Here is a 15,648-nt window from a genome sequence, read left to right on the forward strand (position 1 = left end):
ATCTACCCCTTAACCGCGCCAGATGTTAGGCCACTAATCATCTGTTTAGAGGCAAACAGATAAGTCACAACCAAAGGAAGAATTGAGATAGTGGTACCAAGCATTACTGCGCCCCATGGGGTATTTGGTATGCCCTGCACACTTCTTAGTGCCTGAGTAATCACGTAGTTTTCTGGCGAGTTAAGAACAACCAATGGCTGCATGAACATGTTCCAGAAGAATACGAATTGAACAATCGCGAGTGTGGCAAGCGCTGGTTTCATCAGCGGCAGTACCACGCTCCAGTAAGTACGTAGTTCACCAGCACCGTCCAATTTTGCTGCTTCGAGAAGCTCACGTGGAATAGAGGCCACCACGTGCTGGCGCATCAGGAAAATACCAAACGGCGTCGTGGTAAACGGAAGCCAAACCGCGACATGGTTATCGAGCAATCCCAGAAACTTCACGATCATAAAGTAAGGAATCAAGCTCAACACTGGTGGAATCATCATCGAGCCTACCAGCATGCCAAATAGAATGTTCTTACCCTTGAACTTGTGAACCGCAAAAGCGTAACCACCCATGCTACAGAACAGCAGGGAAATGGTGGTGCCCACAAAGGCCACGTAGACAGAGTTAAACATCGCCTGCCAGAAAGGCATGATTTCTTGCAGCTTCGCGTAGTTAATCGCCAAGCTATCTCCGATGGCAAAACTGATACCAGTGCCAAAGATTTCACTGCGGTCACGTGTCGATAGTAGTGCCGACCAAATAAACGGGAACACGGTTATTATTGCAGAGACAATTAGTATCGCTGCAAGCAGTACCATTAACGCTTTCACCAGCAGCTCTACAGTGCGATCGCTCGGTTTTAATTTTGCCATTACGGCACTCGAGTTATGCGTTAGAGTCGTCATATTAGTGCTCCCCTAAACCTTTCTTACCAAAGAATAAAAATTGAATTGTTGTACAACCAGCGATGAGCGCGAACAGTAACCATGAGATTGCAGATGCTGTGCCCATTTCTAGCCATTCCCAGCCCACTTTGTATAGGTACATAGAGATGGTTAGACCCGCCTGACCAGTACCGCCACCACCGCGAGTAAGCACGAAGGGTTCTTCGAACAACTGCAAGTTACCGATGATGGTCATAGTGACTGCAAAAAAGACAAAAGGGCGAATCATTGGTAGTGAAACATGCCAGAAGCGGCGCAGTGCGTTAGCACCATCCATTCGTGCAGCTTCCAAAATGTCTTTAGGAATTGTCATTAAACCTGTGGTGTAAAGAACGATGTTAAAACCGGTGTATTTCCAGAAAACCATGATGGCAATCGATGGTTTGATCAGCGTTGCATCGTCAAGCCAGCGAATAGGCTGATAGTCATTGACCCACGCAAATGCCCAACCAAGAACCGTGGTATCAGCCAAGTAAATCAACGTTTGGTTGATGATGCCTGAGCTTGGCGAATACATATTGAAGAAGATAAGTGACGCGGCGACCGTTGATGTGATGAAAGGCAAAAAGTAAGCAGACGTCAGCCAATGACGAAGTCGGTCGCCAAGGGAAACCAAAATATAAGCCACTGGAATTGCGACTAAGTGCTGCGCCACACCAGAAGTGATTGCTAGCCAAAATGTGTTCTTAAGGGAGCGCCACAACCACGGGTCGGTAAGCGCAATGTGGTAGTTTTCTAGTCCAACGAAGTTCATCGCTCCAAGACCTTCTACTGGGTTCCATTCGTGAAAAGAAAGGAACACTGAAAATAGAAGTGGAAAAATACCAAATACAGAAAAAATAATTAGGAACGGCAACAAAAACCCATAGGGGGCTAATGCCTTGGCATTAATACGAGCAATAATACTCTGCCTTGATGTTGCTTCCATGACGTTGCTCGCTGAATGACTCATAGTAACGACCTCTTAAAGAAGGAAGCGCGCTAGCACGCTTCCTTAAATCAAACTCAAAAACGGATTAAAGGTTACGCGTTCTGCGTTTAATTAGGCGCTCAGCCTCGGCCAATGCAGTTTTGATGTCTTTATCTTCATCCAATACTTCCATCAGTGCATTTTCTAGAACGATTGAGCGAGCAACGTGGTCACCTTTCGCCGGTGCGACCGGTTTGATGTTGTTCGCTACTTCAGCAAATAGCTGACGCGCTTTTTGACCACCAAGGAACTCAACTTCTTGGTCAAACAGTTTGTCGTCGTAAGTCGTTACGTTAGCTGGGAACGCAGCAATCGTCTCAAAGTGCTTAAGCTGTGAGTCACGATCTGCTGTCATGAATTCGATCAGCTTCCACGCTTCATCTTGGTGCTGTGACTGAGTAGGAATTGAAAGGAAAGAGCCACCCCAGCTGCCGTAGATGCCATCAGGTAGGTTTGATACTGCCCATTTACCTTTTGTTTCTGGTGCAATCCAGTTGTTCAAGTGACCAAGCAGCCATGCACCCGATTGTTGAGTCGCAAACGTGCCATTTCTAAAGCCTTCATACCACTCGTTTGACCATGCCAAAATACGGCCATCTAGACCTTTTTCACGAATTTTCTTCGCGACTTCAAAAGCGTGAACAAAGCGCTCAGATGTAACGACTGGCTGACCGTCTTTATCGAAGTAAAGACCTTCGCCTTCTGGAACTGTGGTATAGATGATTGCTTGTGCAACATCCGCAGCAGATGCGATCAGTTGAACGTTTTGCTGCTTCAGTTTTTCACCCGCAGCAATGTACGAGTCCCAATCTTTGATGGCATCTTTCACGTCGATGCCCGCTTTTTCAAATAAATCTGTACGGTAATACATAACGCCAGGGCCTAGATCCACTGGAATGCCGTACATGTTGCCATCAGAGCCCTTACCTTGTGCCCATGCGTAGGGAGCAAAACGCTCAGCGTATTTATCTGCACCGTATTTTTCAGAAAGGTTGACCAAACCACCAGACGCTACAAATGGACCAATTTTCTCCACATCAACAACAATGACGTCACCCGCACCTGAGCCCGTCGCTAGGTTAGTCGTCAGTTTAGTGTGATGGTCACCATGGTTGTTCATCAAGTAATCAACCTTGATGTCATTTTCCTTTTCAAACTCAGGTAGCAGCACTTTTAAGCTGCTGTCAAAATCTGGAAAACCATCAAAGCGAATCGCTTCTTCTGCATTAACAGCGGTAATTGTTCCAAGCGAAATCGCACTATAAAGTACTAAACTCTTTAATTTCATGTTATATCCTTAATAGAATTATAGGGTAGTAAGTAGATCCTTAACTGAATTTCTAACCACTAGTGAAGGGAGTAATTTAAAATTAACGTCACACTTATTATTTCCCAATTTCTGAATAACAAGCTGTACAGCTTCTAAACTCATTTGTTCAATTGGAAAATTCATTGTCGTTAATTTTGGCGTTAAATAGCGAGCGAACAAAATGTCATCAAACCCAATGAGTGACACTTGTTCTGGCACTGAATATCCTTGCTCTGCCAGCACCTCATACGCACCTAAAGCCATATGATCATTAGTAGCAAATACTGCGGTAAAGTGGCATTTCCTCCTTATTATTTTCTCCATAGCACTGGCACCACTTTCTTCGGTAAATGACGCTTCGGCAACAAGCACTTCATCATATTCAATACCTTCGTCAAACAGTGCATTTCTATAACCTTGCAGACGCCCTCTGGCATCGGATTTATCTAAAGGTCCAGTAATACAGACAATATCCGTGTGTCCCATTTTAAGGAGATATTGTGTTGCTATTTTTCCACCAAGTTCATTGTCGATGGTGATACAACTAGATTTCATTTCCGGGATGAATCGATTAATGATCACAAGCGGAATGCCCGACTCTTCAATTTGAATTAAGTAGTCATCAGGAACATTTTGCGCATGAACAATCAACGCATCGACTCGGCGGCTAATTAAGAATTCAATCGACTCTTTCTGACTCGCTTCCGTATTCGAACCCGCACTGACGACGACATGATAACCAAAGCGTCTTAGGTGCTCTTCCATGTTGTGAAGTATCCCAGAATAAAACGGGCCGCCCAGTTCAGGCACCATGATACCGACACTTCCGGTGCGACTAAACGCAAGCGCTTGGGCGATTGAGTTAGGTTTATAAGCCAGATCTTTAATGGCTTTTTCAACCTTTAGCTTTTTGTCGTGACTCACTCGGCTGGTACCATTGATGACTCGTGATACTGTCGCCTGAGATACACCTGCTAACTCTGATACATCTTTGATAGTCGCCAAAATAACCTCGATACGCCCCTGCATGAAACCGTTTTCAAGCAGAGTATTTCGTATATGAAGTCAGTGAAGCGTGATATAACTCACATGGAATTGAAGGGAAAATTTTGAAATTGCCGAATATTGAGTGCGATGGCAAGTTTTTCATTAGCCATGAAACTCTTTCATGAAATCAGGTTTGGAAATAGTGACCTAGGTAATAAAGAAACCCATGCAGACACCAAAAAAGCGTGTGCATGGGCTGTAATGATAAGAGTGCTCTTGTCTATAGTCCTAGCTTCTGTCGCGCCACTTGGTACTCATCTTCAATAGTATCAATGACATACTGCCTTGGCGCTCTATCAGAGACGTATCTCGCGCGTACTTCTATGTTCTCAAGTTGTGCGCTCCTCCAGTTTTCTAGCGCCTGTTCTATATCGCTTTTTGACATACTACTTTTGATCGATTGTATGGTCATATAATCCAGCGCATCCTGGCTACTTGCTGTAAATGAAACCGCTGATGCAATAATGGTCAACGCAATTAACTTTGCTCTCATAACAATATTCCTTAACCTTATAAAAGACGAATAAGACACGTTGAAACACGAAACCGGTTTCAAGAAAATATGCCCTACTATCGACATTAACCAATAAGAAAATGTCAATACAATAATAGTACAGAACTGTAAAACATCCATTTTCGTGATACTAGTCACGTTAATTTCTGACGGCTCATTGTCCCGATTACCCTTGCGAGCTCGCAATACACTTTCATGGCTACATAAATATTTTCATGAAAACTATTCACCAGCACTATGGCCGTTGTATATTTGTTCACAGTTATAATGCTAAGCATTTATTTAAATTCAATTTTCCACCAATGTCCCTTGCCTTAGGCACTACCCAATATATGGTTAGACAAAATAAAGGAGGACATATGACAAAACTAAACAAGGTAAGTGCTGTTATTCTTTGTGCCACTTTTCATTCTTCAGGCGCGCTGAGTGATGAGATGATCCGTAATGGTAATTTTAATAGTGCTCTCGACGGTTGGTGGACTGCGGGTGCAAGCGCAACGCCAAAGGATGGCTTCGCTTGTATGGATATAAAGAGCACAGGCAATGACGCTTGGAGCGTGATCTTAGGTCATGCCGGAGTGGGTTTGGAACAAGGCGAGAAGTACGCCATTCGCTTTGATGCCTACGCTAGCGTCGATACCCAAATGAAAACCCTGATACAACATGAAGGTCCTCCTTACACTCATTACTTTCTTACAGAAACCGTACTTTCTACCCAACCTGAGTCGTATCAATATGAGTTTACACATCAGCTCGACAGTGATGCCGGAGGCGAATTCCAGTTCCAAATGGGTGCACAGAAAACAGGCTTGGTGTGTGTTGCCAATGTCTCAATCGAAGGAAAGCCCTATTTTGAGGTGTCTAAGACCTCGCCCATCCGCGCCAATCAAGTCGGCTTTTACCCTCAAGCGGATAAACTTATCTTTATCACTTCTGACTCCAAACAGCCTTTACGCTGGACGCTTAAAAATGCCCAAGGCATCAACATCGATCTAGGTCGAACATCGGTATTTGGTTTAAATCCAGCCTCTGGTGAGCACCTTCATCAAATCGACCTATCAAACCTAACCACTGAGCAAACCGGACTGACGATCTCGGTCGATGGCGAAGAGAGCTATCCATTTAGCATTCAAAAGAACGTTTACCGCTCACTAAAACACGACGCTTTCTCCTACTTCTATCAAAACCGTAGTGGTATTGAGATCCAAAAAGAGTATGTGCAAAGAGCCGATTTAGCGAGGCCTGCAGGGCATACTAGCGACCGCGTAACCTGCTTTGATAAAGAGGATGCATGGGGAAATCAGTGGCCCGGTTGTGAGCTTTCTATAGACGTGACTGGCGGTTGGTATGATGCAGGCGATCACGGTAAATATACGGTTAATGGCGGCATCACTACATGGACACTACTCAACCTGTATGAACGCGGGTTATGGCTCGACAATGCCAAGCTTCCGTTTGACGGCGAACAGGTAAAAATCCCCGAAGCCACACAAGATGTTAATCCAGTACTGTCGGAAGCGCGCTGGAATGTCGAGTTCATGCTGGCAATGCAAGTACCCGAAGGACAAAATGTTAGCGTTCCTATTGGCGATCAATCTGCTAGTAAAGCACTTGAGCTGACCGCCATTGATGCTTCTCATCTGGCGTTTCATAAAGTCGCCGACGAAGTGTGGACTGGTATGCCATTACCACCGCACAAAGACGATAAAAAGCGCTATGTCGGCCAGCCAAGTACGGCTGCGACTCTTAACCTTGCGGCGATTGGCGCTCAATGTGGACGATTGTGGAAAGATATCGATCCTAGCTTCGCCAAACGTTGTCTAACCGCCGCCGAAAAAGCGTGGACAGCAGCAATAGCGCATCCGGACATTTTTGCCTACGACAACTTCACCGGCTCAGGCCCATATGATGACTTGGTTTTGAGTGATGAGTTCTATTGGGCGGCGAGTGAACTGTTCATTACCACGGGTAACGCTCAATATCGCGACTTCTTGAAAAGCTCTCCACACTATCTAGAGACACCAAAAGGTAACATTGCCACCGACGGCGATATTTTCTGGCAATACACTGCGCCACTCGGCACCATCAGCCTTGCCGTTGTTCCTAATAACCTAGGGATAGAAGCGATTTCACAAGCTAGAACCAACATCATTCAAACGGCCTCTAACTACGAAGCACAAGTGACTAAAGAGGGTTACCACATTCCTTACTCTGTCGAAGAGTACCCTTGGGGGTCAAACTCAAACTTGGTTAACCGAAGCTTATTCTTAGTATATGCCAATGACTTCAGTGGCGAAGTGAAGTTTCTAAAGGCAGCAGCGAACGCGATGGATTACATACTGGGTGCCAACCCTATGAACATTTCCTATGTTACCGGTTATGGCAGCCACGCGGCGCAAAATCCTCACCACCGTTTTTGGGCAAAGGCGGCAGATGAAAACTCTCCGGCTCCTGCACCTGGTGCTTTAATTGGTGGGCCTAACTCGATCAGCTTTTCCGACCCCATTGCGGCAACAATGAAAGGACAATGCATCGGACAAACCTGCTATCGAGATAACATTGGTGCATGGTCACTCAATGAAATCACCATTAACTGGAATGCTCCGCTGGTTTGGGTTGCGTCAGCTTTGGACGAGGGAAATCTGCACTAATATTGAGCTTTTTTGAATCAATCCAAATGGCCAGCCTCTAGGCTGGCCATTTGCCTACTTTTAAGAGGTTCACAATGACCACAATGTTAAAACTCGTTTGGCTTATCCCTGCAATACTGATCACCGCTTGCAGCTCAGAGAGCAAAACACCGCCGCAAGGCAACGAGGGCAATTCCCCCTCCTTCAATACTGCAGATCAACCTTTGTATGGCGCTGAAGTGTTTAGTCATGACAAAGTACTGTTCGGAAAGTTCGTTATCCGCATGAAAATGGTCTCTAGTCCCGGCGTCATTTCATCGTTCTTTACCTATGACAACGAAAGCTGGGCCGGGGGGATACCTTGGCGTGAAATCGATATTGAGTCGGTAGGAAAACGAAAGGATTTGCTGCAAACCAACTTAATCACTGGTGAAGCAAGCCATCGTATCCACTCAGAACAGCTCCACACTGTTGATGATATCGATGAATTTCATGAACATACTCTTATCTGGACACCGGACGAAATTACCTGGCAAGTTGATGGCGTGACCATACATCAAGAACTGGCTTCGCAGTCTCTGCAAGTTCAAGACATGCGTGGTACGCCACAAAGCTATCGAATGAACCTTTGGGTTGCAGACTCCATCGATTGGGCCGGTCGCTTCAATATAAACAACCTACCGCTGGAGCAAACCATCGATTGGATTGAGTACTACGCCTATGACAATGGGGAATTTACCCTTGAATGGCGCGATGACTTTACTTACTTCGATAGCAACCGCTGGGGTAAAGGAGATTGGAGCTTTGCTGAAAACCTCGCGACCTTTAGGCCAGGCAACGCAGTCATTGTAGACGATGCGCTGGTATTACGATTGACCCGCTAATTTATCTCTTCGCCTCAAAGCAGCTCGCCTTTGAAGGACATAGACCATGATTAAACTCGCCGAATTCGCCATTCGTCAAAGAACGTTTCTGTTGTTTTTTATTACGCTGAGTGTCATCGCTGGCATCTATTCCTATTTTGATCTCGGTAAACTAAAAGACCCAAGCTTTACTGTAAAAACGGCCGTTGTCGTTACCCTATATCCAGGAGCGTCGGCGCAGCAAGTTGAGAAACAAGTGACCGATACAGTCGAAACCAAACTGCAAGAAATGGGAGAACTGAATCGGTTACGTTCACTGTCTCGCCCTGGCATGTCTATGGTGTTTGTTGATCTTAAAGAAAGCCTAAATTCCAAACACTTACCGCAGCAATGGGACATACTTCGCAGTAAGGTTCAAGATGTCAAACTACAGCTCCCAGCTACGGCTCAAATCAGCATAGTGCAAGATGAGTTTTCCGAGGTCTATGGCATGTTGTTTGCCATTCATAGTGACGATGCCAAGCCGGAAGAACTGCGTCGATACTCCGAAGAACTACAACGCCGCTTAAAGGCCGTAGAAGGTATTAAGAAAATTGAATTACACGGCGTACAGCCACGTGTGGTCTATATTGACCTTCCTGATGAACGTCTTGCGCAATATGGCTTATCGGTTGCTCAAGTCTGGAATCAACTCAATAGCACCAATACCACTTTCGAAGCGGGTAAGTTCGATTCAGGGTCAGAGCGAATTCGAGTCCATCAAGGCAGTGAATTTCAATCTCTTGCGGATATTCGCAATCTCATGATTAAAGGTGGAGTGAGTGAATTTGGTACTGGGCTAATTCGGCTTGGTGATGTTGCCGATGTCACCATGGGCTATCAAACACCAGCACTGACAGAAAACCGCTACAACGGACAAGACTCAGTCACATTGGCTGTCAGTCCGGTTCCAGGTATCAACGTGGTGTCGCTGGGCGATACCATTCAAGAAATAATCAATGACTACCAAGCTAGCCTACCTCTTGGCGTTAATATCTCGACGATAGCGTTTCAACCTGACGAGGTACAAAAGGCCATCGACAACTTTGTCGGTAACCTCTTAGAAAGCGTTGCCATCGTATTTGTCGTGCTATTGATTTTCATGGGCTTTAAGAGTGCAACCATTGTTGGGGGTAGCCTGCTTCTGACGATTCTGTTGACGCTTATCTATATGAACATCAATGACATAGATTTACATCGAGTGTCGTTAGGCACCTTTATCTTAGCGCTTGGGATGTTGGTCGATAACGCGATTGTCATCACCGATATGATGATTGCAAAGCTCAATAAAGGCGTCGAGCGAACACAAGCGGCTTTGGATTCGGTTAAGGAAACCGGGGTTCCATTGTTAGGTGCGACCATCATCGCCATCATGGGTGCAAGTCCAGTCTTGTTTTCTAAAACAGATGCAGCTGAGTTCGCGGGCTCTGTATTCTACATCATCGCTTCTTCTCTATTACTGTCTTGGCTTGTCGCAATGACATTCACCACACTTATGTGCTGGCTGTTCATCAAACCGAACTCAGAAAGCAGCGACGACAAGATGGCTCGTTACAAACAGTGCGTATACTGGACGGTCGATAATCCAAAGAAAGCGCTCGCAGCACTGATCCCGTTAATAGTGGTGACTGCAGTAGCCGTTCCTTATATCGCTATTAACTTTATCCCGCAATCCGATCGCCCGGTTGTGTTCTTCGACTATTGGCTACCAAATGGCGCTAAGGTAGAACAGACCTCAGCGGACATGAAAAAAATGGAAGATTGGCTGCTACAACAACCTGAAGTAGAGAGCATTGCTACAGCGATTGGCGGAAGCGTTCCTCGATTTTCTGTGACGGTTGAGCCAGAACCGTTTGATCCAGCTTACGGTCAGATCCTGATCAATACCAAAGACTACCCATCGATATCTGCACTTGTTGCACGAGGTGACGCCTGGGTAAAAGAACAGTTTCCAAATGCAGAGCCGCGATTCCGAGCTTTGAAGCTTGCTACCGCAGATAAATACGCCGTCGAAGCGCGCTTCTCGGGTCCAGATGAAACCGTGCTGCACCAGCTTGCCAATCAAGCCAAAGCCATTATGGTCGAGCACCCTGATGCGAAGTACGTACGAGACGATTGGCGCCAACAAAGCAAAGTGCTGACTCCAATTATTAACCAAGACAAAGCGCGCCGAGCAGGCATCAATCGCACCGATATCGCCTTTGCGATGAAGCGCGCTTCAGACGGTATGCCACTCGGCCAAATGAACCTCAATGATGAGTTGATTACCATTCAACTTCGAGGCTCAGAACAAACCATGGCATCACTAGAGACGTTGCCTGTTAAATCCATACTAGGTTTGCACAGCGTTCCATTAGGGCAAGTTGTGGATGGCTTCGAATTAAAGAGTGAAGAGAGCATGATCTGGCGCCGTGACAGAGTGAAAACCATCACCGCTCAAGCAGGAGTTGAACGTACCAGCACTCCTGCAACAGTTCGAAATGCTATTAAATATCAGATCGAAGCAATCGAACTTCCGCCAGGCTACTCAATGGAATGGGGTGGCGAGTATTACGACGAATACAAAGCCGTATCAGACATTCTGAAGCAGCTTCCCAAAGCACTGCTGATTATGGTGATTATCCTTGTTGCTATGTTCAATGGTTTTAAACAACCAGTGATCATTCTTTCCACGATTCCACTAGCAGCAACAGGCGCAACTTTTGCCCTACTCGCCTTTGATAAACCTTTTGGTTTCATGGCACTGATTGGCGCTGTGACCCTCATGGGGATGATCATTAAAAACGGCATCGTGCTCATGGATCAAATTGAGCTAGAAAGACAAAACGGCTTAGGACTTTCTGAAGCCATAAAATCAGCGACGATCAATCGCACGATGGCTATCTCTATGGGTGCCTTAACTACTGCGTTAGGAATGATTCCATTACTCAGTGACCTATTGTTTGATCAGATGGCAGCCACCATCATTGGCGGACTGGCCGCGGCAACCGTGTTGTCACTCTTTGTTATGCCAGCATGGTATCGATTAGCTTACAAAGAGTCACCGCTACCAGAGGCTTCATCGACACAAGACATACTCATCACTTCAGAACAAAAGGCATAAGACATGAAAACGCATCAATCACGTAAATGCCTAATGAAGGCGTTAAAACTGACTCCTTTAACCCTTGCAGTTGCTTTGTCGGGATGTGCTGTTGGCCCTGATTATTCAGAGCCAACGATCGCACTATCGAGCGCCTACCTTCACGGAACTAATGAGCAGCAAGCTAAGACCGATTACTGGTGGACAAGTTTTAATGACGCTTCACTAAATCAAATGGTCGAAGATGTACAACGTCAAAACATCCCACTCCAAATAGCAGCTGAGCGGATTAAAATGGCCAACAGCTATCAATCGATAGTGAGCTCATTCAAAGTCCCTACAGTCAGTCTTGGCGCGGGCTATTTTAACTATCAATTAAGTAAAAATGACTCACTGCTGGGTTCGGCGTTAAACCCTATTGGCGCGTCAATGCCGACAGGAACGCCGCTGGACTCAGTGACCCTTCTGGATAACCAACACGATGGTGTCTTCGCTGGTGCAAGTATCGGCTGGGAAATGGATTTATTTGGGCGTATCGATAGACAATCGAATGCGGCCAAAATCCGCGTTGAACAAGCAGAAATCTATCGCAGTGGACTCAATACATTGATCACCGCAGATTTGGTGCACAACTACCTGCAATATCGTGGGGCTCAAGAAAGAATGGTCTTGGTCGAAGAAAACTTGGCCGACCAAACCAAGACATTAGACTTGGTCAAAAAGCTGGTGAAAAGCGGCTACGGCTCTGAGCTCGATTTAGCACAAGCACAAACAATGCTGGCTGCAACAGAATCGGTGATCCCTCAGTTGGAGATCGCTCAGCAGGTTCATAAGCAAAGACTAGCGACTTTACTGGGAGAACCCCTGACTCAAGTCGATATTCGTCTTGCGAACCGTTCGAGTCTGCCGAGCTTAGAAGGCGTCATTCCCGTTGGACTGCCTTCAGATTTGCTAAAACGCCGTCCAGATATACGCATGGCTGAGCGCGAAATGGCCGCGCTAAATGAAGAAGTCGCAGCAAGCATCGCCAATCGTTATCCCAAGTTTTTCCTAACTGGCACTCCGGGTGTATCGGCAAGCAGCTTTGATGATTTATTTGACTCTGACTCTTTCGGATGGGCAGCTGCAGTCGGCGTGAGCTGGAATGTATTTGATGGAGGAAGGGGCGAACCGTTGGTTGAGTTAAACGAAGCGCGCTTTGATGCCGCAGTGCTTGGTTACGAGCACTCGGTAAACTCGGCTATCACTGAGGTTGATTCGATGTTGTTTGCCTATGGACGAAGCCAACAAAATGAGCAACGTATTCAAAAAGCACTGACCGCCTCCGAAAACGCACTCAGCAAGGCTCAATCGCTGTACAAAGCGGGTCTTATCAACCATCTTGCCCTTCTTGATGCACAGCGCCAGCAGCGTCTAATGGAAGACAGATTAGTGGCAGCTAGGTTGCAGACTGCGCAAGTGACGGTTGGCGTTTCAAGGCCTTGGGGGGAGACTGGCAAGTTACGGACACGGAAGCCAGCAGTAGTTAAGCTAAATACCTATCAAAAAGCCCGCAAGATGCGGGCTTTTCTATGATTACAAAAAAGTCATTAGCTCGGACGGCTCATCTTCACACGCTGCTTAACTCGGTCAATGCGCTCTTTATTGATGCGCTCTTTTAGCTGAGGCTTAATGTCCGCCACTGGAACGGCCTTCCATTCGCCCTCATGATAGACAACGATATAAGATGCACGGCTGATCTCCTCACGTACCACCCACTTACCGTCATCGATACGTTTCACATCGCCACGAACATTCCCATCGGGTCCTCGGACAGTCCAAGTGCCATTGTCATTTTTGCTACCGGTAATCGTATGCTCTGTGTGCAGCGAAGAGATAGTAATCACATCATCTTGAACCAAGATTTCACCAATACGAACGCCATTATAAGTAATGGAGTACAGAGTCTCACCTTCTGTTTCACGCTCTTTGACCGTAGAGATCTTCGCATCTGGGTTAACCGGTGTTTCATATTCCGGTAAGTGCACAGGGACATCTTGGTCTAAATCTGGGATATACACATAGCCGAAGTCAAAGCCTAAACCTGGCTCTGTTGGCTCAGAGTCCTCTGGTACACTATTACCATAGCCTGGATCCACATTTTCAAAACCCAGGTCGCCATCAAACTCAGGCAGTGGTTCTGTCGGCGATGAGCTTCCACCACTTGATGAGCAGCCTGCAAGTAAAGCGACAGCAAGTGCAGAGCAAAATAGTTTAGATTTTTGAATCGAGGTTAATTTCATGATGTTTTGCCTTCATGTTTTAAGATGAGCAAAGCTTAAACGCCTCGACTTATTCAAACTATAGGGCAAAAAGTAATTCTGATATTTATGTACTGAATATCGAAAACTCTTAGGTGTTAAAAAGTTAGCGGTTTGAATCAGGAGACAGGCAGCATGTTAGTCATCATTGGGCAGCAGGCATGAGATTGTGAGACAGTGGAGAAAAGTCATAACGTGCAGATACAAAAAAGCCCGCTTCAAAAGCGGGCTTTTTCGAAATTTGGTGGGTCCGGGCGAATTCGAATCGCCGACCCCTACCATGTCAAGGTAGTACTCTAACCAACTGAGCTACGGACCCAAATTTTTGTTCCATTCTGAATAAGGATTCAGAGAAGGATGGTGGGTCCGGGCGAACTCGAATCGCCGACCCCTACCATGTCAAGGTAGTACTCTAACCAACTGAGCTACGGACCCATCTCTCTGGAACGAGAAGGATATTAACCAGACTACCTTAGCTCTGCAAGCACATTTTTGTATTTTTGATGCCGTTTGGTCTAATCGCCATCAAATCGACTCTTTTTTATGCGTCAGAGCCTAAAAAATGTGAAGGCTATCAGCTCTTTGGCGAATAATTATAATCAACAAACTAACGAATTATGCCGATTGCTCGTCGTCGAACACCACATTATAGTTCTCTGTGTACTGACACAGCGGTTGGCGGCTACATGTGAAAAAGCGTCGACCTTTGAACTCCCCTTGCATGGCGGTCTTAATTGTCATTGGACTGCCACAACGCTTACAGAAGCGAACTTCTTTGTCTGGTTCTATCAAATCGATATGGGCAGCCAGTAAACGGCGAATTTTACCTACTTGATAGCTAAGCTTTACCGAAGCGCCAATCAACGGAACGTTCGCCGATTTACACACTTGCATGATCAGTCGCTGACGCTCAATTTTTCCTTTATGTAGCTTCTGACCATTATCATATTCTATGATCACGCGTGGTTGCATCGTTCTTGGGTCACAGACGACGAAATCAAAATAGCTTTTGGCGATCACGTTATTTGCGATAAACCACTGCTTCTTGCTTTTCATTTGCTGCGGTGTCACAACATTTGCCATGCTAACTTTAGTCAGTATCACCCCATGATCGCCCACGGCTTCTTTTAACGCATTATAAAACGCCGTTTGTGCTGAAGATAAAATGGGACCTTTCACTTTGTATTGATACGATTTGGTATCTTCCTGTTTTACAAAGTATTTCAGCGCTACCATGGAAAAACCCACCAGCAAAGCAAAGACGATAAAAATCTCAAACATGTTTTTAGCAATACCCAATGGCTAAGTAGACAATACTTGCTCAGATTAAGCGCAATACCTAATAGATGCAATCTTTGTAGTCTTACCGACACAAAATGACGTATATTCAATAAGTAACCAAACTATTAGAGGTTTTAGGATGAAACTGCTACGTCAATGTTTGCTGATTTCCATCAGCGTGGTACTCCTTGGCTGTACCGGCATGCCAGAAAGTGTTAAACCCGTCTCCAACTTTGAACTAAACCGTTACCTCGGCAAATGGTATGAAGTCGCGAGGCTAGACCACAGCTTTGAGCGTGGTTTAGATAATGTATCTGCCACCTACTCGCTCAATGAAGACGGCAGTGTAAAAGTACTCAATCGAGGTTGGGATACAGAGGATTTGGAATGGTCTGAGGCGGAAGGTAAAGCTAAGTTTGTTGAATCTGAAGACATTGCTCATCTAAAGGTATCCTTCTTTGGGCCTTTCTATGGCAGTTATGTTGTCTACTACCTAGAACCTGACTATTCAGTCGCATTGGTAAGCGGTTATAACTCGGAATATTTTTGGATCCTTTCTCGAACACCATCGATTGAATCTAAGCAGCTTGAGAAGTATGTAGAGCGCGCGAACGTCGCTGGATTTGATACTGAGAACTTAATCTTCCCAAAACACGACAAAGCCGAAGTGAATTAACG

The 15,648-nt window shown here is 45.8% G+C and carries 11 protein-coding genes, 2 tRNA genes and 1 pseudogene; 5 read left to right on the forward strand and 9 right to left on the reverse strand.

Translation table 11 applies throughout. The features are described 5' to 3' along the window. Positions 1–2: 2 nt before the first annotated feature. From ACVA6Q_RS17440 to ACVA6Q_RS17460, 5 genes are all read right to left on the reverse strand, one after another. Positions 3–863 carry a carbohydrate ABC transporter permease gene (locus ACVA6Q_RS17440; protein ID WP_418642273.1) on the reverse strand — a complete coding sequence of 287 codons (861 nt, stop codon included), beginning with the start codon at positions 861–863 and terminating at the stop codon, positions 3–5. 34 nt (positions 864–897) lie between these two features. Beyond that, positions 898–1,887 (reverse strand): carbohydrate ABC transporter permease, encoded by a 990-nt coding sequence (locus ACVA6Q_RS17445; RefSeq protein WP_042499607.1) that lies wholly within the window; start codon positions 1,885–1,887, stop codon positions 898–900. A gap of 64 nt (positions 1,888–1,951) precedes the next feature. Further along, entirely contained in the window at positions 1,952–3,193 is a 1,242-nt protein-coding gene (locus ACVA6Q_RS17450; RefSeq protein ID WP_112461087.1) for an ABC transporter substrate-binding protein, read from the reverse strand. Between the two features lie 18 nt (positions 3,194–3,211). After that, on the reverse strand, positions 3,212–4,219 hold the full coding sequence (locus ACVA6Q_RS17455) for a LacI family DNA-binding transcriptional regulator (protein WP_446648338.1): 1,008 nt from the start codon (positions 4,217–4,219) through the stop codon (positions 3,212–3,214). A gap of 262 nt (positions 4,220–4,481) precedes the next feature. Beyond that, a complete protein-coding gene (locus tag ACVA6Q_RS17460; RefSeq protein ID WP_446648339.1) occupies positions 4,482–4,754 on the reverse strand; it encodes a hypothetical protein in 273 nt (90 codons plus the stop codon). 380 nt (positions 4,755–5,134) lie between these two features. Between ACVA6Q_RS17460 and ACVA6Q_RS17465 the strand changes: the two genes are divergently transcribed. The 4 genes and pseudogenes from ACVA6Q_RS17465 (at position 5,135) to ACVA6Q_RS17480 (ending at position 12,918) form a co-directional block, all read left to right on the forward strand. Next, a complete protein-coding gene (locus ACVA6Q_RS17465; protein WP_446648340.1) occupies positions 5,135–7,426 on the forward strand; it encodes a glycoside hydrolase family 9 protein in 2,292 nt (763 codons plus the stop codon). A gap of 74 nt (positions 7,427–7,500) precedes the next feature. After that, on the forward strand, positions 7,501–8,289 hold the full coding sequence (locus tag ACVA6Q_RS17470) for a family 16 glycosylhydrolase (RefSeq protein ID WP_446648341.1): 789 nt from the start codon (positions 7,501–7,503) through the stop codon (positions 8,287–8,289). A 46-nt stretch (positions 8,290–8,335) separates the two neighbouring features. Continuing rightward, on the forward strand, positions 8,336–11,410 hold the full coding sequence (locus ACVA6Q_RS17475) for an efflux RND transporter permease subunit (protein WP_446648342.1): 3,075 nt from the start codon (positions 8,336–8,338) through the stop codon (positions 11,408–11,410). A gap of 3 nt (positions 11,411–11,413) precedes the next feature. Continuing rightward, positions 11,414–12,918: pseudogene (locus tag ACVA6Q_RS17480) on the forward strand (efflux transporter outer membrane subunit). A 60-nt stretch (positions 12,919–12,978) separates the two neighbouring features. Here ACVA6Q_RS17480 and ACVA6Q_RS17485 read toward each other — a convergent pair. The 4 genes from ACVA6Q_RS17485 to ACVA6Q_RS17500 all read right to left on the reverse strand — a co-directional run bounded on the left by ACVA6Q_RS17485 (position 12,979) and on the right by ACVA6Q_RS17500 (position 14,970). Further along, positions 12,979–13,671 carry a hypothetical protein gene (locus tag ACVA6Q_RS17485; RefSeq protein WP_446648343.1) on the reverse strand — a complete coding sequence of 231 codons (693 nt, stop codon included), beginning with the start codon at positions 13,669–13,671 and terminating at the stop codon, positions 12,979–12,981. Between the two features lie 260 nt (positions 13,672–13,931). Then, a tRNA-Val gene (locus tag ACVA6Q_RS17490) sits at positions 13,932–14,008 on the reverse strand. Positions 14,009–14,047: 39 nt separating this feature from the next. Further along, a tRNA-Val gene (locus tag ACVA6Q_RS17495) sits at positions 14,048–14,124 on the reverse strand. A gap of 180 nt (positions 14,125–14,304) precedes the next feature. Further along, positions 14,305–14,970: a DUF2726 domain-containing protein gene (locus ACVA6Q_RS17500; RefSeq protein WP_353496410.1), complete on the reverse strand. Its 666-nt coding sequence runs from the start codon at positions 14,968–14,970 to the stop codon at positions 14,305–14,307. A gap of 139 nt (positions 14,971–15,109) precedes the next feature. On the opposite strand from ACVA6Q_RS17500, the gene ACVA6Q_RS17505 reads away from it, so the two are divergent. Then, positions 15,110–15,646, forward strand: coding sequence for a lipocalin family protein (locus tag ACVA6Q_RS17505; protein ID WP_446648344.1), 537 nt, complete (start codon positions 15,110–15,112; stop codon positions 15,644–15,646). Positions 15,647–15,648: the final 2 nt, after the last annotated feature.

This window comes from Vibrio sp. DNB22_10_4 (assembly GCF_052879755.1).

Bases quoted from the DNA above. Each gene is read 5' to 3' on its own strand.
- ACVA6Q_RS17440 (WP_418642273.1), bottom strand. From the start codon at position 863: ATGGCAAAATTAAAACCGAGCGATCGCACTGTAGAGCTGCTGGTGAAA.
- ACVA6Q_RS17445 (WP_042499607.1), bottom strand. From the start codon at position 1,887: ATGAGTCATTCAGCGAGCAACGTCATGGAAGCAACATCAAGGCAGAGT.
- ACVA6Q_RS17450 (WP_112461087.1), bottom strand. From the start codon at position 3,193: ATGAAATTAAAGAGTTTAGTACTTTATAGTGCGATTTCGCTTGGAACA.
- ACVA6Q_RS17460 (WP_446648339.1), bottom strand. From the start codon at position 4,754: ATGAGAGCAAAGTTAATTGCGTTGACCATTATTGCATCAGCGGTTTCA.
- ACVA6Q_RS17465 (WP_446648340.1), top strand. From the start codon at position 5,135: ATGACAAAACTAAACAAGGTAAGTGCTGTTATTCTTTGTGCCACTTTT.
- ACVA6Q_RS17470 (WP_446648341.1), top strand. From the start codon at position 7,501: ATGACCACAATGTTAAAACTCGTTTGGCTTATCCCTGCAATACTGATC.
- ACVA6Q_RS17475 (WP_446648342.1), top strand. From the start codon at position 8,336: ATGATTAAACTCGCCGAATTCGCCATTCGTCAAAGAACGTTTCTGTTG.
- ACVA6Q_RS17485 (WP_446648343.1), bottom strand. From the start codon at position 13,671: ATGAAATTAACCTCGATTCAAAAATCTAAACTATTTTGCTCTGCACTT.
- ACVA6Q_RS17500 (WP_353496410.1), bottom strand. From the start codon at position 14,970: ATGTTTGAGATTTTTATCGTCTTTGCTTTGCTGGTGGGTTTTTCCATG.
- ACVA6Q_RS17505 (WP_446648344.1), top strand. From the start codon at position 15,110: ATGAAACTGCTACGTCAATGTTTGCTGATTTCCATCAGCGTGGTACTC.